We start from the raw sequence: 20007 nt of genomic DNA on the forward strand, positions 1-20007 counted from the left end.
GCCTTTCACAACCACCGCCGAACGTCGGCGCAACGCTTGGCCGACAAGCCGAACAGCGTGTCAACCAACACTGTGGACGTTTGTGGTCAGGGCGCTAGATCATACGGCGCCGTACCCGCCACACCACCACACCGATCAGGACCGCCGCGACGGCGATGAACAGGGCCGCCTCGATGAGCTGGAACGTCCAGAACCGGTCGGCCGGGTGGTAGACCCCGAACTGCTGGATGCCCCGCGCGTGCAGGAACTGGTTGAGGTTGGTGCCGGCCTGGTTGGCGGCGCCCTCCAGCTCGTCGTACTCGGTCCAGCTCAGCCTTTGCCCGGTGGCGTCTGCGTAGCCGTGTTCGATCATCCAGTCAGCGAAGCTGGGCACGGTCCCGTGCCCTGCCTGGTCCTTCGCGCCGCCGACGGGGACCGGCTGCATGGTGGTGAGCGGCGTGGCGTACCCGGGACGGGCCAACAGCGCCACCGGCATCCGGGTGGCGAGGAACGCCCCGAACGCGACGCCGAACGCGGGCAGGCTGCGCCGCAGGATCGCCCCCGCGGCGGTGGCGATGCCGAACGCGAACAGCGCGTACGCCACCGGGACAAGTCCCTCCAGGTCGAAGGCGTCGTACTGGAACCGCCCTTCCCACGCGTCGAATGGCTGACGGAACCAGGTGAGCACCAGGGTGAACATCCCGGTGAGCGTGACGGTGACGCCGGCCAGTGCCACGAGCTTGGCCGCCAGCCAGCGCATCCGGGGCACGGCCTGCGTCCAGGCGAGCTGCCAGGTGCCGTCCTCCAGTTCGCGCGCGAGCAGCGGCGCACCGAGGAACGCACCGATGACGACGGGGACCAGATAGAAGCCCGCCAGGAGGTTCTCGACGTACCCGTACTCCTCGTCGAGTCGGCGGAAGGAGGCCGCGCAGGCCTCGTTGATACCGGCCTCTCCCGCACATCGGGCGGGACCGCCGGGGAACAGGTCGTGGGCCTGCGTCCCGAGCACGAGCAGGGCAATGCCGAACATGCCGACCAGCACGCCCAGGACGCAGACCTGGGCGTGCTGGCGCCAGATCAACCACGTCATGCCGGCACCCCCGACGTGACCACGGCACTCGGCTCGGACGGCCGGCGCAGGTAGGCCAGCACCAGGTCCTCAAGCGCGACCGGCCGGGCCTGCCACCCAGGCGCGGCCGGGATCGCGCCGTCGCGTACCAACAGGGTCGTGTGCCGGTCGCTGTGGACGGCCTCCACGACGGCGACGGCCCCGTCGAGGTCGTTGGCCGTGCGCGGGCCGACGAGCAGCCGGTGCTCGGCGAGGAGGGTGTCGATGTCACCGGTGAGCGTGACCCGGCCGTTGTTGAGCACGACCAGGTGGTCGCAGACGCGCTCGAGCTCGTGCACGACGTGGGAGGAGAACAGGACGGTCACCCCGCCTTCGGCCACCGCGCCCATGAGGACCTGCAGGAACTCGTGCCGGGCCAGCGGGTCGAGGCTGGCCACCGGCTCGTCGAGGACAAGCAGGTCCGGCCTTTTCGCCAGGGCCAGGGCCAACGCGACCTGGGCCTGCTGCCCGCCGGAGAGCGTGCCGGCCCTGCGGTCGAGCGGGATGCCCAGTTGCGCCAGCCGGCGCTCGGCCAGCCCCTGGTCGAACCGCAGGTTGCAGGCCCGTCCGAAGCGGAGCATCTCGGCGACGGTGAAGCGCTTGTACAGCGGGTGGTCCTGGGCCAGGAACCCGACCCGGGACAGAGTTTGCGGCGTGCTGGCGGTGACGTCGTGGCCGAGGACCTCCACCGTGCCGGTGCTCGGTGCCAGCAACCCGACGACCAGGCGCAGCAGCGTGGTCTTGCCCGCGCCGTTCGGCCCGACCAGCGCGATCACGCCGCCCGCCGGCAGGGCCAGGGTGCAGTCCCGCAGCGCCCAGCCCTTCCGGTACCGCTTGCCCACACCGTCGGTGCGCAGCGCGAACTCGGTCGCTGTCACGCCACGTCCTCATTCCTCGTCTGCTGGTGGACGGAAGTAAAAAGCGCGTTGACCGCCTGCTCGTCGAGGCCGGCCGCATAGGCGCGGCGCAACCAGGTCGCCAGGCCGCGGCCCAGCGACGTGTACGTCGATGACGACATCGCGGCCGACTGCAGTTCATTGACGAACGTGCCTTGGCCGGGCCGGCCGGTGACCAGGTTCTCCTGCTCCATCTGCCGGTACGCCTTGGCGACGGTGTTCGGATTGATCGCCAGGTCCTCGACCACCTCGCGGATGAGCGGGAGGCGGTCACCGGGTTGGAGAAAGCCCAGCAGCACCGCCTGGCGGACCTGCTGGACGAGTTGCAGGTACGGCGGCACGCCGGAGTGGGTGTCGAGCCGGAAGACGAACACGGTAGCCCCTTACTGCTTTACTAGTACCATAGTAAAGCAGTAAGTTGGAGGTCAAGAGAGCCGGCGCACCCGCACGACCGCGGCGGGCAGCGCACGCAGGCGCCGCCACGCGCGGCGGGCAGCGGGCACCACCGGCCGGGCTGGTCCTGCCACGTCACCCGTCGCGGGTGGCGGCGAAGGCGCCCTTCTCCTCGAACGCCAGCTTTCCGAAGCGCTCGGCCATGCGGCGGTGTGCCGCGGCGTCCGGATGCAGCCGATCGGGCAGCGGCAGCTCCGCGAAGTCCGCCTCGCCATAGAGCTCGAGCCCATTCAGGTAGTGCAAGTGGGGATCACTAACGGCGCGCTCGGCCACGATCCGGGCGAGCTCCTCACGGATCGATCGCAGCGTCAGCTTCCCGGCGGCCCGGTCGGCTGGGTCGCCGGTCGCGACGAACTTGACCTGCCCCTCGCGCATGGCCTCGAGATCGAAGGCGCCGGGCCCAGGAGTGTCCTCATGGATCGGGCAGTAGATCGGCGAGACCACGAGCAGCGGCGTGGCAGGGTGCCCGTCCCGGATCGTGTCGAGGAAGCCGTGCACAGCCGGGGTGAACGCCCGCAGCCTCATCAGATCGGTGTTCACCAGGTTGATGCCGATCTTGACGCTGACCAGGTCAGCGGCCATGTCTCGCATGGTACGGGCGGTGAACGGGTCGAGCAGCGCACTGCCGCCCAGGCCCAGGTTGAGCAGCTCCACACCACCCTGCGCCGCCGCCAGCGCCGGCCAGGTGGTGGACGGGCTGCCGGCGTTCGAGCCATGGCTGATCGAGCTGCCGTGGTGAAGCCATACCGGGCGGTCAGTTCCCGTGACCGGTGTGACCGCGGCGTCGGTGCGCAAAGCCACCAGGTCGGTGATCTCGTTGTGTGGCAACCAGATCTCAACGGTCTTCTCGGTGCCCGACAGGCGGGTGAACGACACCGTGCCGGGCGGCCCGGTCCGGTGTTCAGCCGTCCCGGTGCTCATGTCGATGGTCACGATATTGCCGCCGGGCACGCTGCTCTGCCCGGCCAGGCTGCCGTCGATGAGCAGGTCGTAGCGGCCGGGCGGCTGGGCCGGCAGGCCGATGTAGACCCGCCGGGTGGCCACGGCGTCGAGCTCGATCGCGGTCGCGGCGGTCCGGAAGCAGACCCGTACCCCGGACGGCTGGGCCTCGACCAGGTGCAGTTGCGGGTCGGGGCTCTGCGCACGGGCCCAGCCTGGCAGCCGGTGCGGCCGCAGGCCGTGCGTGGTGCGTTCCCACTCGGCGGCGCCGCGCAGGAGGCTGGTCGTGATCGGTGTGGTGATCCAGGTGCTCATGACGCCACCTCAGGGGGCGGGGTGTGAGTGGACAGGGCGGGCCAGTTGCGCAGCAGGGCGTCGAGGGCGTCCATGATCCGTTCCCAGGACTCCTGCGAGTCGGGCTCGCTGTGGTCGAAGCCGCCGGCCAGTTCGAGGCTGATGTAACCGTGGAAGGTGCTGCCGATCAGCCTGACGGCGTGGACCTGGTCGGCCCCCTCAAGGCGGTAACCGAGCAGGATCGCCCGCATCAGCTGCGAGTGCCGCGGTCCGGCACTGCTGGCCGCGGTCTGCGGGTCGAGGCGCAGCCGGGCCGCGGCGTAGCGGCCGGGATGCTCGCGGGCGTAGTCGCGGTAGACGGTGCCGAGGGCGATCAGCGCGTCCCGGCCGGCCCGGCCGGCCAGTGCCGCGGCACCGCGGTCGGCCAGCTCGGCCAGGGCGTACAGGGAGATCCGGGTCTTGAGGTCGCGAGAGTTCCGCACGTGCGAGTACAGGCTCGGCACCTTGACATCGAACCGCCGAGCGAGTGCGGAGACGGTGACGCCGTCGAAGCCGACCTCGTCGGCCAGCTCCACGCCGGCCTGCACCAGACGCTCCGCCGTCACACCCGCTCGGACCACACTCACCACCCGCTTCCTAAGACAACTATCCACCAGCCTAAAGCATTTAGGCAAATAGGGCCTTGGCCAACGCCGGCCGCGCACCGCGCCGCCATGGCAAGTCTTGAAACAGATGCTGCTGCTGGGGCCATGGTGACCGTTGACACCGGCCCGTCTGGTTCGGGCTGGTCGTCGACGACGTGGTCACCGACGACATCGCCGCCTGGGTGGACGCCGGTGGACCCGGCGTCGCGCCGCTGCCCGCGGTCCTCGAACTGTCTGTCGTCCAGGGAGCCGACGCGCACTGAATCTGGCGGTCGGCGTCGTCAGCGACGGCTGGGCGCGTCCGAGGTGTTGCCGCTGCGGTGGCGGCCGGGTGTCGTGCCGACGACGGCCGTGAAGGCGGCGATGAAGCTGCTCGGGTTCGCCCATCCGCAGGCGTGCGCGACGTGCGTCGTGTTGTGGCCTTCGGCGAGCAGGACGAGCGCGTGACAGATGCGCAGTTGGGTGCGCCACTCAAAGAAGGTCATGCCGAGCTCGTCGTGGAACAGCCGGCTCAGAGTGCGGGCGCTGGCGCCGATGCGCTGACCGAGCGCGGCCAGCGAGCTGTTGTCGGCGGGGTCCTCGGCCAGGATGTGGGCCACGGACCTCAGCCGGTCGTCGCGTGGTTCGGGCAGGTGTGTGGGCTGCTCGTGCGCCTGGTGGAGCTCGTCGACCAGGACCCGGTGCAGACGCGCGCGGGCAGCGTTGTCGAGCTGTCGCGGGCCGGTGAGGGTCAGCAGGACCTCGCGGGCAAGGCCGGACGCGAGGAACACCGCCGGGCCGCTCGGGGCGCGGCGGGCGAGTGCGGCCGACAGGAAGACGATCCGCATGTCGGTCTCGCCGTGCGCGCGGTGGTGGTGCGTGGACAAGGCCGGGACCCAGGCGACCCGGTTGGCCGGAACGATCCAGGTGCCCGTCTCGGTGTGGACGGACAGGATGCCGCTGGCCGCGTACACCAGATGCCCGCGTGGGTGGGAATGTGCCCGGCTGGTCCCGCCGGAGGGCCACAGGTGCCTTCCCCCGGACGGCCAGATGCGGGATTGGCGGGCTACGGGCATAACTTGGCATTCTAACGGTGGACCGCCGACCGGCTCGTGACAAGAGTTGGGGACATGAGAACGACGATGCGAGCAGCGGTCTGCGTACGCGCGGGTGGCCCTGAGGTCCTCGAGATTCGTGAACTGCCGGTGCCAGAGGTGCGCGAGGGCTGGAGTCTGGTGCGAGTGATGGCCGCCGGCCTGAACCGCTCGGAGTTGCGCACCCGCCAAGGGCATTCGCCGAGCGTCCGGTTCCCACGGGTGCTGGGGATCGAATGCGTGGGCGTCGTGGCGGCGTCGACCGATCCCGCGCTGCCGGAGGGGACGACCGTCGCGGCGGTGATGGGAGACATGGGCCGGGCGTTCGACGGTGGTTATGCCGAGTACGCGCTGCTGCCGAACACGCTACTGATGCCGGTGGCCACCACGTTGCCCTGGGAGGTGCTGGCCGCGTTGCCGGAGACGTACCTGACCGCGCAGGGCGCCTTGGACGCCCTGGGGATCCGGCCAGGTGAGCGCCTGCTCATCCGCGGCGGCACCTCATCGGTCGGCATGGCCGCCGCGTCGATCGCGCACGGCTGCGGCGTCGAGGTCGCCGCGACGACCCGCCGGCCTGAGAAGGCCGGCGCGCTGGCCAAAGTCGGGGTCGACCACGTGCTCGTCGACGACGGCGGGGCGCCGCGCACGCCGTGGCCCGAAGGTCCGGACCACGTTCTCGATCTCATCGGGACGAGTACGGTGCTCGACTCGCTGCGCCTGGTCCGCCGCGGCGGGACCGTCTGTGTGGCCGGGTCCCTGAGCGGATGGCTGATCCCGCAGTTCGAGCCGATCGCGATGATCCCCTCCGGAACCCGGCTCACGGCGTTCCACAGCGACGACGCCAAGGGCAGCGCGGGCGCGGCCGTGCTCCAGCGGGTCGTCCGCAACGTCGAGGCCGGTGTCTACCAGCCGAACCTCGACACGGTCTTCGACCTGGACGACATCGTCGCGGCCCACCGGCACATGGAGGACAACCAGGCGGCGGGCAAAGTTGTCATGCTGCCTCGGCGCGCTACCTGATGCCGTCGGCCACAGGCGGAGACTGAAGAATCGCGACATGGTCCGCCTTACGCGATTGCGGTCGGTCGACATGAACGCCCAGGTCCTGCCGAGCCGGCTGGGCGCGGAGAAGCCGCACCGGTGGAAGGCCGCCGACCGGTTCGCGAAGCACGGCGCGGTCGTCACCGAGCTGTACTCACGCGACCTGCTGCGAGGCGAGCCCGTACCCGCTCAGACGTGGTGGGTGCGCCTTCTGCCCGACGAGCAGGTCGGCGCGGCACGTTTCAGCGACCTTGCGATGTCCGTCGCAGATGGTTTCGGCGAGGTTCACGAGGTGCCGTTCGACCCGGACGTGGTGGACCTCCCGGACCACCAGCGCCGCCTGGCCATCCTCGGCTTCGTGCAGGAGAACCTGTTGGCGCTCGCCGCACTGCGGGGCTGGCCCCGGCAGCCGTTCGAGGACGCTTACCGGGCGTGTCTTGCCGACAACCTGCACCTGGAGCTTCTCGGTGCGGCAAAGGCCAGTCCAGACCGCCGCCTTCGTGCTCGCGTGCGGTTCAGCCTGGACGGCAACGGCGACGGGTGGTCGGTGGTGGAGTTCCTGGACCGCGGTGACCGCGTGGTCGGGCGTAGCGAGGCGTTCGACAGCCCATGGGAGACACGCGGCTTTCGCCATATCGAGAAAAGCCTCCGCTGGCATGAGAACACCTCGGTGTCCCTGGTGCCGTGGTGGACAGTAGGCGACTGGGAGGGCCAGCGACGTCTCATCCCTAGCCCTGGGAACTGAGTCGGCGGGGTCAGTCGTCCTGGCGGGCCTGGTTCTGGCGCAGCGCCTCTTCGAGCTGGTCCTCGAGGATGATGATGCGGCAGGCCGAAGCGATGTCCGTGCCCTCGTCGCACATCTCCCGAGCCCGCGCCGCCAGTCGTATCTGATAACGGGAGTAGCGGCGATGCCCGCCGTCGGAGCGCAGCGGCTCGATCAGCTTCGCCTCGCCGAGCTTGCGCAGGAAATCCGGCGAGCAGCCGACGATCTCCGCAGCCCGGCCCATCGTGTAGGCGGGGTAATCCTCATCATCAAGCCGGTTTTCGGGTTGGCCCATGTACACCTCCGTGGCGAGGGCCCCGGCGCTGGAAGCGCCGGGGCCCAAGGGTTGCGGGTCAGAAACACCATCTACCGACAGAACGTCGGCTTGTCGTATCCACACCAAGCCTCGCTGAGGCTTTCGGGTGCGAGGATCGCATAAGCGTGACCGGAGACCACCTCTCGTTCGATGGAAACAGCGGTGTCCGCCCCTGAGCCCGTCAATGCGGCCGGCGGCGGGCGATCCAACGGTGCGCAGCCCTCCCTTTCCTCTGACTTCATCCTTCTTACTCGTGCTGTCCGCCGGTGTCGGAACCCCACGCGACTTCATGGCCCCGGCACGTGCGACGAACGGTATTGCCCTGGCGGAGCCCTGAAACTGCCTCAGCCCCACCAGCTCTGCGCCCGGACCGCGAATCACAACCCGGGGTACTGCCGTACCTGACTTCCTGCCGTGCCGAGCGGGCCCTGAGAACCTCGGCCCTGCTCCTTCGCCTCGTGCGGGCGGGTGCGTCAGCGTCTTTGTTGTTCCTCTCTCGACCAGAGGAACGTTAACCGATGCCAACGAGCATGTCTAGGTTTTCGAGCACAGATTTCCTGCGTGTCGGCCAGCAGGGTCCCGCCCTGTGCCTTCGACGAACTAGGCCAGGATGGAACCCGGTCGCGTGGCGAGGCGTTCGCGGAGCAGCGCGAGCGCCGCGGGCAGGGTGTCGTCGGGGGTGGTCTCGACGGTGGGTATCACTCCCACGCCCTCCCAGTTGCCGCCCGTCACCGGGGATACCGAGCGGGCGACCGGGACCGTCAGCTCCAGGTGGTCGTCGATCCGGAAGCCTTGTCGGGGGTGGGCGCCGCCGCGGCTGCGTTGACCGACCACGGTCGCCCGACCCGTCTGCTGCAGGTCGTAGGCGAGTTGTTCGCCGCCGGAGAACGTGGTGCCGCTGATCAGCACGGCGAGCGGCTTGTCCGGACCGAAACGGCGGCCTGGCGCGTACGGGTGGGTCCAGGCCTGCGCCACGCGGCCGGTGGTGCGTTCGAACAGGCCGCTGATCTCCACCGGCGCGGCGCCGAACAGGTAGCCGCAGATGAACGTGACCATCGACGGTTCGCCGCCCAGGCAGCCGCGTAGGTCGAGAACCAGGGCGTCGGCCGGCGCGACGAGCGTCATCGCAGCCGCGATCGCCTCGCCGGAGACGACCGTCGGGAAGAGCACCGGGCGCAGGTCGAGATGGGCGATGCCGTCGTCGAGGCGTTGGACGGCGGCGACGCCACCGCCGGTGCGATCCGCCCAGGCGGCCATCGTGGCGAGGTCGGTCTCGTCGTCACCGTGACCGTCCGGCAACGGGTCCTCGTGGTGGATCAACCGGAGGTGCTTGTCGCCGTTGACCGACTGGAGGGACCGCGTGACGGCGTCGGCGAGGGCCGCGCGGTCGACGGGAAAGGCCGTGGATTCGAGCACCCCGACCACCTCGCGGGCCACGTCAGGAAAGACGTAGTGCCTCGACATCAGGTCGACGACCTGCTTAACGATCTCCATGAACGAAAGAGTCAAGAGTTCTTGACCCTTTGTCAAGCCCCTGGTTCGCTGGTCCCATGACCCACGGACCACCGGCCCAGACGCTCGAAACCCGGCACTTCAAGGCCTTGTCCCACCCGATGCGGCACCGGCTGCTCTTCGCCCTCGGCGAGAAGCCGGCCACCACCAGCCAGCTCGCGGCCTCGTTCGCGACGCGAAAAGGCAACATCGCCCACCACCTGCGGGTGCTGCTGGAGGCGGGCCTGGTCCGTCCGGCGGGAACACAGCGGGTACGCGGCGGCGTCGAGCAGTATTACGAGCGGACCGCACGGGCCGTCCACCTGCCCAGCGAGCACTACGTCGAGCATCTCCCGACGGCGTTCCGGGCCATCGCCGACGAGATCGCGACCGCGCAGGAGGAACCGGTGCTCGTGCTGCGGTACCTGCACCTGAGCCCCGATCAGGCGGCACGGATCACCGAGACCCTCAACGCGATAGCCCACGAGACCCAGGACGCGGGCGCCGACCACCCGCGCTACGGCGTCCTACTAGGACTCTTCCAGCCTGCCGTGAACGCCTCTGTCACACCGCGATTCGCGAGCCCATGATGACCGTGCGCTCGCGCGGCAGGCCGAAGTACTCGGCGGCGTCCGCCGTCACGTACGACGTGGCGATGAACAACCGCTTGCGCCAGCCGGCCATGGTCGGCTCGTCGCCGCGGGTCAGCTCGATCTTCGACAGGAAGTACGAGGCGCCGTCGAGCGAGACCAGTCCCTCGGTGCGGTCCGGATCGAGCAGGGCGAGGGTCGCGGGCACGTTCGGCGTCTCGATGTAGCCGAACCGGGCGACGACGTGGACGATCCCGTCCCCCGCGAACCCGAGGTCGTCGACCACGATCCGTTCGCTGTCCGGCACGTACGGCACGGTGTCCGTCTCGATGGACAGGATCACCACGTGCTCGTGCAGGACGTGGTTGTGTTCGACGTTGGCCCGCAGCGCCAGCGGCGCGGTCTCCTTGCCCCGGTTGAGGAACACGGCGGCGCCCGGCACCCGCGTGAACCTCGCCGGCTCGTCGTGCAGCGCGGTGACGAACTCGCGCAGCGGGCCCTCCGCCAGGCCGCGTTCGCGGGTGACCACTTCGCGTCCGCGCGACCAGGTCGTCATCACCGCGAACGCGGTCAGCCCGATCAGCAACGGCAGCCAGGCCCCGTGCAGCAGCTTGGTGAGGTTGGCGGCGAAGAACAGCAGGTCGATGGCCAGCAGGACACCGCCGCCGGTCAGCACCAGCCACAACGGCTTCCGGAAGCGGACCCGGGCCAGATAGAAGAAGAGCAGCGTGGTGATCGTGATGGTCCCGACGACGGCCATGCCGAAGGCGTACGCGAGGGCGGCCGAGGTGCGGAACGCGAAGACGAGCGTCAGCACAGAGACCATCAGCAGCCAGTTGATCCACGGTACGTAGATCTGGCCGATCGTCGACTCCGAGGTGTGCGCGATCCGCAGCCTGGGCAGGTAGCCGAGCTGCGCCGCCTGGGACGCGACCGAGAAGGCGCCGGTGATGACGGCCTGCGAGGCGATGACGGTCGCCGCGGTCGCCAGGATGACCATCGGCAGGCGAGCCCAGTCGGGGGTCAGCAGGAAGAACGGGCTGCTGATCGCGCTTTCGTCCGAGAGGATCAGCGCTCCCTGGCCGAAGTAGCTGAGCACGCACGCCGGCAGCACCAGCGACAGCCAGCCGCGGGTGATCGCCCTGCGCCCGAAATGGCCCATGTCGGCGTAGAGGGCCTCGGCGCCGGTGACGGCGAGCACGACCGCGGCCAGCGCGAAGAACGCGATGTGGAAGTGCCCGGCCAGGAAGCTGATCGCGTACGTCGGCGACAGCGCCATCAGGATCTCGGGGTTCTGGACGATCCCACCGACGCCGCAGGCGGCGATGGCGACGAACCAGGCGATCATCACCGGGCCGAAGAACCGGCCGACGGCAGCCGTGCCCTGCCGCTGGACGAGGAAGAGCAACACGATGATGACCGCGGTGATCGGTACGACCGCGTCGTCGAGGCCGGGCTGCACGATCTTGAGGCCCTCGACGGCCGACAGCACGGAGATCGCAGGCGTGATCATGCTGTCGCCGAAGAAGAGCGCGGCACCGAACACCCCGAGCGCGGCGAGCACCAGAGCGGCGCGGCGCCCACGTCCACCGGCCAGACGGCGGAGCAGGGTGATCAGGGCCATGATGCCGCCCTGTCCCTGATTGCTGACCCGCATCACCAGCGTCACGTAGGTGAGCGTGACGATCAGCATGACCGACCAGAACACGAGCGACACGACGCCGTACACGTTGTCGGTGCTGACCGGCACCGGGTGCGGGTCGGCCGGGTTGAAGACGGTCTGGATCGTGTAGATCGGGCTGGTCCCGATGTCGCCGAAGACGACACCGAGCGCGCCGACCACCACGGCCGCGCGCACCACGTCCCGGCCGCCGGCTTTCTTCGCCGGCGACGATTCTGTGCTCACTCGTTCCCCCCGAGGTCGCGATACCGGGCCTCATCCTGCCGGTTCGGAGGCGGATCGCGGCGTCAAGAAATCGTCAAGATTCACCCCGCGGACCCACGCGGGCGAACCTGCCGGGAATGCTGCCGGTCGCTTGCCCGGATCCCGGGCGACGGCGCTGGTCAGCGCGGTGGGGGCGACGTTGAATATCGATCAAGTCGCGATGGGGCCAGTGTGCCGTACGGTACTGCTCCGGCGGGGTGCGAAAAGGGCGCGGCCCATCCATGCACGTGGATAATGCACGCCGTGGCGGCTCGGGCTAGACGGAGACGGTCGTGAGCGAGGACCATGCGGCACACGTCGGGGCGGCGATCCGCCGGCATCGGACGGCGGCCGGGCTGACCCAGCAGGAGCTCGCCCAGCGCGCGGGCCTGAGCGTGCGCTCACTGCGCGAGATCGAGCAGGGCCGGGTCGGCCGGCCGCGGTCGAGTTCGGTTCGCGGACTGCTCGACGCGCTGGCGCTGCCCGCCGACGAGGGTGCGGCGCTGCTTTCTCCCTCGACCGCCGCACGCAGACTGCGGGTGGGCGTGCTCGGGCCGTTGGACGTCGTCGTCAACGGATCGAATGTGGACCTTCAGTCCGTGCGGCAGCGCACTGTGCTCGCGCTGTTCGCCCTGCACCACGGTCGGACCGTTCCGGTCGACGACATCATCGACGCGCTGTGGGGCGACCAGCCACCCCGGACCGCGCGCAACCTGGTGCAGCTCTACGTCGGCGAGGTGCGGACGCTGCTCGAGCCGGCCGGGCATACCGTGCGGTTCGCCGGGAGCGGTTACGCGGCCGAACTGGGCGACCAGGAGGTCGACCTGGCGCGGTTCGACGATCTTGAGACGCGGGCACGGGCCGCGTGGTCGGACGGCGACGCGGAGCAGGCGGCCAGGCTGTACGCGGACGCGCTGGGCTTCTGGCGCGGTCCGGCACTGGTCGATGCGGGAGACCGGCTGCGCCACCATCCGGCCGCCATCGCCGCCGGGCAGCGGCGGATCGCCGCCACCGTCGCGTTCGCCGACGCCGCCATCGCGCTCGGCGCCGGCGAGCGGGCGATTCCCGCCCTGCGGGCGATGTGCCGGGAAGAGCCTCTCCACGAGGCGGTCCACGGCCGGCTGATGCTCGCGCTCGCGGCCGCCGACGAGCGGGCCGCCGCCCTGCAGGTGTTCGCGGACCTGCGCGCGGTGCTCGCGGACGAGCTCGGGGTCGAGCCGGGCGCCGCGCTCGCCGACATCCACCTGCGGATCCTGCGTAACGGGCGGCCCGTGACCGGCGCGGCGCCGCCGGATCGGCCCGCGCGCCAGCTCCCGGCCCCGCCGTCGCCGTTCGTCGGTCGCACCGGCCAACTGGCGGCGCTCGACCAGTTGCTGACCGGGGACCTGGTGGCCGTGATCGCCGGCACCGCCGGGGCCGGCAAGACCGCGCTGGCCGTCCATTGGGCGCACAGGGTCGCCGAGGAGTTCCCGGACGGTCAGCTCTACCTGAACCTGCGCGGATACGACCCCGACACACCGCTGAACCCTGGCGACGCGCTGGCACGGCTCCTCGCCGGCCTCGGTGTGCCCGGCGAGACGGTCGCGGCGACGGTCGACGAGCGGGCCGCACAGCTCCGCACGGAGCTGGCCGGCCGGCGCGTGTTGATGCTGCTCGACAACGCGGGCACGGCCGAGCAGGTCCGGCCGCTGCTGCCGGGCACCGCCGGGTGTGCCGTCGTGGTCACCAGCCGCGACGACCTGGCGGGTCTGGTCGCCGAGCGGGGCGCCCGGCGAGTCGACCTCGACCTGTTGCCGGAGGCGGAGTCCGCCCTGCTGCTCCGGCGGCTGATCGGCGCCCGCGCCGAGGCCGCGCCGGACGCCGTCGCACGGCTCGCCCGGCAGTGCGCGCACCTGCCGCTGGCGCTGCGGGTCGCGGCCGAACTGGCCGCCGCCCGGGCGGAGTCGTCACTCGCCGACCTCGCCGGCGAGCTGGCCGACCACCACGAGCGGCTGCGATCGCTGGATGCCGGTGGTGATCCCAGAGCCGCGGTCGCCACTGTCTTCTCCTGGTCGACGCGGCAGCTCGCGGCGGACACCGCCCGCACGTTCCGGCTGCTCGGGCTCCACCCGGGAGCGAACATCGACGCGTACGCCGCGGCGGCGTTGGCCGGCACCAGCCCCCGCCAGGCGCGTCACGACCTGGCCGCACTCGGCCGCGCGCACCTCACCCAGGTGAGCGACGGCGGCCGGCACGGCATGCACGACCTCCTGCGCGCGTACGCCATGCGGCTCAGCGGAGAGCTGGACGGCGTCCGGCAGAGCGTGGCGGCGCGCGGCCGGCTCCTCGACTTCTACCTGGCTACCGCGGCGGCGGCGATGGACACGCTGCATCCGGCCGAGGCGCACAGAAGGCCGCGCGTGCCCGCGTCACCGACGCCGATGCCCGACCTGCCCGATGCCGCGGCCGCGCTGGCCTGGCTCGACGCCGAACGGCCCACATTGGTCGCGGTGACCGCGCACGCGGCCGCTCACGGGTTCGGCAGCCACGCCACCCGCCTCGCCACCGTGCTGTTCCGGTACCTCGAAGGCAGCCACTTCGCCGACGCGTCGATCATCTACCGCCATGCCCTGGCCGCCGCGAGACACGACCGCGACCGCGCCGCGCAGGCGGACGCCCTGCACGGTCTGGGCTGCTTCCACTTCAAGTGCGGGCACTTCGACCTGGCGGCCCGCTACCTGCGTACCGCCCGGGAGCATTTCCGGCACGTCGGCGACCGTGGCGGCGAGGCACGCGCGCTGAACAACCTCGGCAGCGTCGAGCAGTGGCGCGGGCGGTACGACGCGGCCGCAGAGCTCCACCAGCGCGCCCTGAACCGCTTCCTGGACGTCGGGGACCAGGTCGGTCAGGCGCGGGCCCTGTCCAACCTCGGCCGGACCGAGTACCGGCTGGGACGCCTGGACGCCGCCGCCGGACACCTGCGACAGGCGCTCGCCCTGTGCCGGACCATCGCGGACGCACCCGGCGAGGCCGAGGCGCTCGACCGGCTCGGCAGCGTCGAGCATCAACGGGGCCACCACAGCCGGGCCGCCGAATACCATCTGCGGTCGCTGCGGCTGCACCAGCGCAACGGCGACCGCAGCGGCGAGGCGTCCACGATGACCAACCTCGGCACCGTCTACCCGGAGCTCGGCCGGCATGCCGAAGCGGCCGACCTGCTGCACCAGGCGCAGGCGCTGTACCGGGAGCTCGGCGACCAGGACGGCGAGGGCATGGCCCGCAACGGTCTGGGCGAGGCGTCGCGGGCCGAAGGACAGCATGCGGAATCGCTCCGCCACCACACCGCCGCCCTCGCGCTCGTCACGATGAGCGGCGCCCGCGACCAGCAGGCACGCGCCCACGCCGGCCTCGGCCACGCCCACGACGCGCTCGGGTCCGCCGCCGACGCGAACCTCCACTTCCGGCACGCCCTCGCCCTCTACGCCGACCTGGGCATGCCGGAAGCCGAACCCCTACGGACGCACGTCGCCACCCGCCGGCCGCGATGACAACCCCTAACCCCAGATCCACAGCCCGTTGTGGCCACCGTTGCAGTACGCACGACGTATTCTCTCTCGGCAGACCAAATACGCACGTCAGGAACTCCTTAGGTCGACGCTTTCCCACGCCTGTCGAGCCGCTGCTTCGTTGCCTGAAAGGCACTCCTCGGTACGGTACGGCGGAGCGACCCCAACACCGCTTGATCGCTACGGGATGCCGTCGGCGACACGCTGACCAGCGCCGATGCCCATCGACGGCGGCCCGGCCGGCACGCGATCGGCAGAATCCCGGCGGATCGCGGTCAAGGGCAGACAGATTGAAGGTTGGCTGTATATGCTTCCGTTCGCTGGCGGAAATAGGCCGCCGCCTTTGTCGGCCGTCGATATGTCCGCGACATTGTCCACTCACGTCGGGCGATAGGATCGGACGCTTTCGTGGCCGTCGAGTTCGCACGGGAATCAACGGGAGGAGCTGCCATGAAGGACAACGTGGACGCGGTCGAGCTGGCGGAGGTGTCGCCGGTGGAGCTGCAGCAGCTGTTGGAGGACGAGCTCGGCCTCGCGGTCGGCGACACCGGGTGTGCCGCCTTCGCCGCGCCGATCAGGCAGGAGTGAGCCGCGCTCGGCTGACTGTTCCGCCGGGTCACGGACCCGTGGGTGCCGACGGTCGCGGGGTCACACCCGCGGCCGTTGGTCCCGAACGCGCAACCGCCGGCCCACGACCATGATTCGAGACCAGGCGCCGAAGCTGCGCGGTCACGGCGCTCACCGCGAACGCCGCCCGCAGGACACGTTCGACAGCGTGCGCCCGCACTTCCGCCGGATCGGCATCACCCGGATCGCGGACATCACCGGCCTGGACCGGATCGGGATCCCGGTGCACAACGCCATCGTGCCGCGGTCCAACGACGTCCTCTCGGTCTACACCGGCAAGGGACTGACCCCGATCGACTCGATGACGTCGGCGGTCATGGAGGCGGTCGAGCGTTACGCCGGTTGGCTGCCGCTGCGGCCGGCGACCGTCGCCTCCTACGAGGACCTGGTGTCCACGGGCACCCCGGCGATGCGCCCGGCCGACCTCAACATCGCGCTGCTTCCCCAGTACGCCGACCATCTCCCCATCTACTGGGTGCCCGGCCACGACCTGGTGAGCGAGGAGACGGTGCTCGTACCCACCAGCGCGGTCTGCTACGGGACGGATCCCGGCGCACCACCCTGCTACCGGCTCGGCGTCACCAACGGCCTCGCCTCCGGAAACACCCTGGAGGAGGCGGTGTGCCACGCGCTGTGCGAGCTGGTCGAGCGCGACGCGCTGACCCTCTCGGAGATCGTCAGCGGGCGGTTGAGCCAGATCCTGGCCGAGGGGCTGGCCGGGCCGCGCCGGCCGGAGCAGGTGGCCGCGCTACGGCAGCTACATCCGCACATCGACCCGGGCAGCACGCCGCCGACCGTCGCACGCCTGCTCGACCGGTTCCACGACGCCGGCCTGCGCATGCGGCTGGTGTCCATCACGTCCGACCTGGGCATCCCCAGCGTTCTGGCGGCGTCCTCGGAGGACAACGGACCGTCCACGTCCAAGGGGTACGGCGGCTACGGCACGCATCCCGACCTCGAGGTCGCGATGCTGCGGGCGGTGACGGAGTGCGCGCAGTCGCGGGCGGTGGACATCCAGGCGATGCGCGAGGACATCAACCTGCCCGACGCGCAGGTGCCCAAGCACCGGCACCATACGAAGCGCGCCACCACCGTCGACCTCAACAGTTGGGCCTGGCGGCCGGCCGAGCGGCAGGTCTCGGCGGCCGAGCTTCCGTCCCATCCCAGCGACGACGTGGTGAGCGACATCAGGATGATGGTGGCCCGGCTCCGCGACCGGGGCATGTCCCGGGTCATCGTCGTGGACATGTCGCCGCCGGACCTGCCGGTGCGGGTGGCGCGGGTGGTCGTACCCGGTCTGGAGTCCTGGGCGGTGGACCGCTCGAAGCTGGGTCAACGGGCGGCGAACGCGTGGAACCGGGCGCTGCGGCAGCTCACTTCGGTGTCCGCATGAGCCGCCCCGTGGTCTTCGTCGGCCCGAGCCTGCACGGCGGCGCCGCCCTGCGGCGTGCCGACATCGAGTTCCTGCCGCCGGTCCGGCGTGGCGACATCGACGCGCTGCTGGCCCGCGACGCACCGCCGCCGGCGATCGGCATCATCGACGGCGCGTTCTTCCAGAGCCTGAGCGTCTCGCCCAAGGAGGTGCTCCGGGCGATCGACGTGGGCGTGCGGCTGTACGGCTCCTCCAGCATCGGCGCGCTGCGGGCGGTGGAGTGCGCGCCCTACGGCATGGTGGGCGTCGGCCGGATCTACGAGGAATACCAGTCCGGGCGGATCAACGCCGACGACGAGGTCGCCATCACCTACGACGACGAGACCGGCCGGGCGCTGTCCGAGCCGCTGGTGAACCTGCGCTTCGCCGTCGCCGCCGCACAGGCCGCCGGCGTGGTGGAGGTTCCGCTCGCGGAGCATTTCCTCCTGCTCGCCAAACGCCGGTACTTTCCGGAACGCACCGTCGCGCTGATCCTGCAGGACCTGGCCGCCGAGGTCGGAGAGGCGCCGTGTGCCCCGCTGCGGCAGTTCCTCGCGCACGGCGCGCCGGACACGAAGCGGGACGACGGCCTCCGTCTTCTCGACCTGATCGTCACCGACGGCTCCGCGACGAACGGGCGACCACTGGAGTGGCCTCCGCCGGTTCACCACTGACCATCAGCGACAGCAGCGCCGCGAGCGCGGTCACTCCCCCGGCCATCAGGAACGCGACGTCGACGTCGTCGCCGGCGAGGCTGATCAGTTGGCCGGCGGCACCGGAGCCGAGCGCGTACCCGGCCCACATGGACGAGCCCATCCAGGCAAACGCCTCGGTGCGGTAGCGGGCCGGAGCCGCCTCACCCAGAGCCAACTGGTGCAACGTGTCGCGCGGCCCACCGACGAGGCCGACGGCGAGCAGCGCGATGCCGAGAGCCAGCAGCGTCGGTGCCTGGCTCACGCCGGCCACCAGCAGCGCCGAGACGGCGTGGAACAGGGCCAGTTGCCGGCCGAGCGAAGCCGCCCGGGGCCGGGTGCCGTAGACGAGCGCGCTGACCACCGTGCCCAGGGAGACCGCGCCGACGAGCAACCCGGCCGCACCGGCGGAGTCGGCCTCGGCGGCCGCCGCCGGCGCGGCGACGATCACGGCACCGAACACGAACGCGTCGCACACGATGATGGCGAGCAGCAGGCGCACCTGCCCGCTCGCGAGTGGACCGAGATAGTTCCTGCGGTCGGCCCCCACGGTGCCCACGCGCCGCCGGACGCCGGGCGTGCTCACCAGCAGCAGGATGCCGATCAGCATGGCGAGCCCGGCCACCCCGGTGACGACGATCGGATCGGCGAACAGCAGCAGCACCGACACCACCAGCGGCCCGGTGACGTACATGGCCTCGTTGACGACGGCGTCGAGGGCGAACGCGGCCGGCAACCGCTGCGGCGGCACGAACGCCGGCCAGGTGGCGCGCACGACCGGGCCGGCCGGCGGGGAAGTGGCGCCGAGCGCGACCGCGCAGCCGACGAGCACGCCGGTGGGCAGGTCCTGGGCCAGGGCGACGATCAGGACGACGTACGCGGTCAGGTGGGCGGCGAGCAGGCCGAGCAGGATCCGGTGGGCCGCGAGGCGATCGACGAGTCGCGCGGAGACGGGCACCGACAGGGCCAGCGCGGCGGCGAACCCGGTGAGCACGAGCCCGGCCGCCGCGTACGACCGGCCGAGGTCGACCACCGCGAGGAACAACGTAAGGGTGAGCATCGGGGCGGCGATGCGGGTGGTGACGGCGGAGACGACCAACGGCCGCACCTCGGGAACCGCGAACAGCTCACGATAGGCCCGCACCTGACCTCCACCCGATCACCCGAATGCCCCGGCAGCAGACTAGTCGATTGAGATCGATGCCTCGCGGTGGCTCGACTCAGCTCGCCCTCAGCAGCTTCAGGGCTGCGGCCAGGGTCTCGTCGGGAGAGGTCCTCGACACGTCGGGGAAGACGTGGTGCTTCCACATCAGGTCGACGACCCGTTCAACGATCTCCGTGCACGAAAGAGTCAAGAGTTCCTCGCGGTCGTGCACGAGGCCAAGGACGCGGGCGCCGACCATCCGCGCTACGACGTCCTACTAGGACCTTTCCGACCCCTGGGGCTGGCGCCGACTTCCACCGGCAGGGAGTGACGAGGGTCGCACCGGCCCCAGCGGGGCTGAATGTCCCGTCCAGCGGAAAAGCCGCCGCCCGGCACGTTGTCGACGAGCGAACGCCCGACCAAAGCTGGGTCAGCCGGCCGACGAATCGCCGGTAGCTGACACACCACAGGACGGAAACATGTCTCTCCTACTCGACGGCACCACGCAGGACCTCTTGTTCCGGGCCGCCCGCACGGCCAACACCTTCACGACCGACCCGGTGACCGACGGACAGCTCAAGGCCGTCTACGACCTCATCAAGTACGGCCCCACCGAGATGAACGGCCAGCCGCTGCGGATCGTCCTGGTCCGGTCGCCCGAGGCGCGCGAGCGGCTGCTGGAACACATGGACGACGGAAATAAGACCAAGACCAGCGCCGCGCCGCTCGTCGCGATCATGGCGGCCGACACCAACTTCCACCACGAGTTGCACCGCACCTTCCCGCACGCGCCGACCGCGCGGGACAAGTTCGACCGGCACGAGGCCCTTCGCGTCGGGTCGGCCCGGCTCAACGCCGCGCTCCAGGTGGGTTACTTCATCGTCGGCGTCCGGGCGGCGGGCCTGGCCGCCGGTCCGATGGTCGGGTTCGACGCCGACGGCATCAACCAGACGTTCTTCCCGGACGGCGAGCACCAGGTGCTAGCCGTGGTCAACGTCGGCAAGCCCGGCGCGAACGCATGGTTCGGCCGCGGCCCGCGGCTCGACTACGACGACGTCGTCACCACGGCCTGAAGGA

Annotated in this window: 19 protein-coding genes; 8 read left to right on the forward strand and 11 right to left on the reverse strand. The window is 70.8% G+C overall.

The genetic code is table 11. The features are described from left to right. Positions 1 to 94: 94 nt before the first annotated feature. From BLV39_RS29670 to BLV39_RS29695, 6 genes are all read right to left on the reverse strand, one after another. On the reverse strand, positions 95 to 1069 hold the full coding sequence (locus BLV39_RS29670) for an ABC transporter permease subunit (protein WP_090799945.1): 975 nt from the start codon (positions 1067 to 1069) through the stop codon (positions 95 to 97). Then, on the reverse strand, positions 1066 to 1965 hold the full coding sequence (locus tag BLV39_RS29675; protein WP_090799946.1) for an ABC transporter ATP-binding protein: 900 nt from the start codon (positions 1963 to 1965) through the stop codon (positions 1066 to 1068). The genes BLV39_RS29670 and BLV39_RS29675 overlap by 4 nt, the downstream gene beginning before the upstream one ends. Then, on the reverse strand, positions 1962 to 2357 hold the full coding sequence (locus tag BLV39_RS29680; RefSeq protein WP_090799947.1) for a GntR family transcriptional regulator: 396 nt from the start codon (positions 2355 to 2357) through the stop codon (positions 1962 to 1964). Before BLV39_RS29680 ends, BLV39_RS29675 begins: the two co-directional genes overlap by 4 nt. Before the next feature lie 154 nt (positions 2358 to 2511). Further along, positions 2512 to 3690: a GDSL-type esterase/lipase family protein gene (locus tag BLV39_RS29685; RefSeq protein WP_090799948.1), complete on the reverse strand. Its 1179-nt coding sequence runs from the start codon at positions 3688 to 3690 to the stop codon at positions 2512 to 2514. Next, the gene (locus tag BLV39_RS29690; protein ID WP_239083405.1) at positions 3687 to 4295 is read right to left on the reverse strand and encodes a TetR/AcrR family transcriptional regulator; all 609 of its coding nucleotides are present in this window, start codon (positions 4293 to 4295) and stop codon (positions 3687 to 3689) included. Before BLV39_RS29690 ends, BLV39_RS29685 begins: the two co-directional genes overlap by 4 nt. A gap of 299 nt (positions 4296 to 4594) precedes the next feature. Continuing rightward, positions 4595 to 5368: an AraC family transcriptional regulator gene (locus BLV39_RS29695; protein WP_090799950.1), complete on the reverse strand. Its 774-nt coding sequence runs from the start codon at positions 5366 to 5368 to the stop codon at positions 4595 to 4597. A 54-nt stretch (positions 5369 to 5422) separates the two neighbouring features. On the opposite strand from BLV39_RS29695, the gene BLV39_RS29700 reads away from it, so the two are divergent. After that, on the forward strand, positions 5423 to 6406 hold the full coding sequence (locus tag BLV39_RS29700) for a zinc-binding dehydrogenase (protein WP_090799951.1): 984 nt from the start codon (positions 5423 to 5425) through the stop codon (positions 6404 to 6406). A 37-nt stretch (positions 6407 to 6443) separates the two neighbouring features. Next, entirely contained in the window at positions 6444 to 7172 is a 729-nt protein-coding gene (locus BLV39_RS29705; protein WP_143049936.1) for a hypothetical protein, read from the forward strand. A 10-nt stretch (positions 7173 to 7182) separates the two neighbouring features. On the opposite strand, the gene BLV39_RS29710 is transcribed toward BLV39_RS29705, so the two are convergent. Then, the gene (locus tag BLV39_RS29710; RefSeq protein ID WP_090800793.1) at positions 7183 to 7485 is read right to left on the reverse strand and encodes a MerR family DNA-binding transcriptional regulator; all 303 of its coding nucleotides are present in this window, start codon (positions 7483 to 7485) and stop codon (positions 7183 to 7185) included. A gap of 621 nt (positions 7486 to 8106) precedes the next feature. Further along, positions 8107 to 9072, reverse strand: a complete 966-nt coding sequence (locus tag BLV39_RS29715) for a S41 family peptidase (protein WP_275414215.1) — start codon at positions 9070 to 9072, stop codon at positions 8107 to 8109. On the opposite strand from BLV39_RS29715, the gene BLV39_RS29720 reads away from it, so the two are divergent. Continuing rightward, complete coding sequence (locus tag BLV39_RS29720; protein ID WP_090799954.1) at positions 9057 to 9587, forward strand: ArsR/SmtB family transcription factor; 531 nt, start codon at positions 9057 to 9059, stop codon at positions 9585 to 9587. The two genes, BLV39_RS29715 and BLV39_RS29720, sit on opposite strands and share 16 nt — an antisense overlap. Here the strand turns inward: BLV39_RS29720 and BLV39_RS29725 are convergent. Next, positions 9562 to 11493 carry a potassium transporter Kup gene (locus BLV39_RS29725; RefSeq protein ID WP_204082571.1) on the reverse strand — a complete coding sequence of 644 codons (1932 nt, stop codon included), beginning with the start codon at positions 11491 to 11493 and terminating at the stop codon, positions 9562 to 9564. The two genes, BLV39_RS29720 and BLV39_RS29725, sit on opposite strands and share 26 nt — an antisense overlap. 311 nt (positions 11494 to 11804) lie before the next feature. Here BLV39_RS29725 and BLV39_RS29730 point away from each other — a divergent pair, with 311 nt between their 5' ends. From BLV39_RS29730 to BLV39_RS29740, 4 genes are all read left to right on the forward strand, one after another. After that, on the forward strand, positions 11805 to 15038 hold the full coding sequence (locus BLV39_RS29730; protein WP_090799955.1) for a BTAD domain-containing putative transcriptional regulator: 3234 nt from the start codon (positions 11805 to 11807) through the stop codon (positions 15036 to 15038). 468 nt (positions 15039 to 15506) lie between these two features. Next, complete coding sequence (locus BLV39_RS43220; protein ID WP_176985139.1) at positions 15507 to 15644, forward strand: hypothetical protein; 138 nt, start codon at positions 15507 to 15509, stop codon at positions 15642 to 15644. Positions 15645 to 15753: 109 nt separating this feature from the next. Continuing rightward, positions 15754 to 17076: a YcaO-like family protein gene (locus BLV39_RS29735; RefSeq protein WP_090799956.1), complete on the forward strand. Its 1323-nt coding sequence runs from the start codon at positions 15754 to 15756 to the stop codon at positions 17074 to 17076. Next, on the forward strand, positions 17073 to 17768 hold the full coding sequence (locus BLV39_RS29740) for a TfuA-like protein (protein ID WP_090799957.1): 696 nt from the start codon (positions 17073 to 17075) through the stop codon (positions 17766 to 17768). The genes BLV39_RS29735 and BLV39_RS29740 overlap by 4 nt, the downstream gene beginning before the upstream one ends. Here the strand turns inward: BLV39_RS29740 and BLV39_RS29745 are convergent. Both BLV39_RS29745 and BLV39_RS43225 read right to left on the reverse strand, forming a co-directional pair. Further along, a complete protein-coding gene (locus tag BLV39_RS29745) occupies positions 17707 to 18930 on the reverse strand; it encodes an MFS transporter (RefSeq protein WP_090799958.1) in 1224 nt (407 codons plus the stop codon). The genes BLV39_RS29740 and BLV39_RS29745 overlap by 62 nt on opposite strands. A 76-nt stretch (positions 18931 to 19006) precedes the next feature. Then, a complete protein-coding gene (locus BLV39_RS43225; RefSeq protein WP_090799959.1) occupies positions 19007 to 19189 on the reverse strand; it encodes a hypothetical protein in 183 nt (60 codons plus the stop codon). Between the two features lie 220 nt (positions 19190 to 19409). Between BLV39_RS43225 and BLV39_RS29755 the strand changes: the two genes are divergently transcribed. Then, positions 19410 to 20003 (forward strand): malonic semialdehyde reductase, encoded by a 594-nt coding sequence (locus tag BLV39_RS29755; RefSeq protein ID WP_090799960.1) that lies wholly within the window; start codon positions 19410 to 19412, stop codon positions 20001 to 20003. Positions 20004 to 20007: the final 4 nt, after the last annotated feature.

Source organism: Asanoa ishikariensis, from assembly GCF_900107455.1.
GTDB classification, from domain to species: domain Bacteria; phylum Actinomycetota; class Actinomycetes; order Mycobacteriales; family Micromonosporaceae; genus Asanoa; species Asanoa ishikariensis.

Coding starts and splice junctions, on each gene's coding strand:
- BLV39_RS29670 (WP_090799945.1), bottom strand. CDS start 1,069: ATGACGTGGTTGATCTGGCGCCAGCACGCCCAGGTCTGCGTCCTGGGC.
- BLV39_RS29685 (WP_090799948.1), bottom strand. CDS start 3,690: ATGAGCACCTGGATCACCACACCGATCACGACCAGCCTCCTGCGCGGC.
- BLV39_RS29695 (WP_090799950.1), bottom strand. CDS start 5,368: ATGCCCGTAGCCCGCCAATCCCGCATCTGGCCGTCCGGGGGAAGGCAC.
- BLV39_RS29700 (WP_090799951.1), top strand. CDS start 5,423: ATGAGAACGACGATGCGAGCAGCGGTCTGCGTACGCGCGGGTGGCCCT.
- BLV39_RS29705 (WP_143049936.1), top strand. CDS start 6,444: ATGGTCCGCCTTACGCGATTGCGGTCGGTCGACATGAACGCCCAGGTC.
- BLV39_RS29710 (WP_090800793.1), bottom strand. CDS start 7,485: ATGGGCCAACCCGAAAACCGGCTTGATGATGAGGATTACCCCGCCTAC.
- BLV39_RS29720 (WP_090799954.1), top strand. CDS start 9,057: ATGACCCACGGACCACCGGCCCAGACGCTCGAAACCCGGCACTTCAAG.
- BLV39_RS43220 (WP_176985139.1), top strand. CDS start 15,507: ATGAAGGACAACGTGGACGCGGTCGAGCTGGCGGAGGTGTCGCCGGTG.
- BLV39_RS29735 (WP_090799956.1), top strand. CDS start 15,754: ATGATTCGAGACCAGGCGCCGAAGCTGCGCGGTCACGGCGCTCACCGC.
- BLV39_RS29740 (WP_090799957.1), top strand. CDS start 17,073: ATGAGCCGCCCCGTGGTCTTCGTCGGCCCGAGCCTGCACGGCGGCGCC.
- BLV39_RS43225 (WP_090799959.1), bottom strand. CDS start 19,189: ATGGTCGGCGCCCGCGTCCTTGGCCTCGTGCACGACCGCGAGGAACTC.
- BLV39_RS29755 (WP_090799960.1), top strand. CDS start 19,410: ATGTCTCTCCTACTCGACGGCACCACGCAGGACCTCTTGTTCCGGGCC.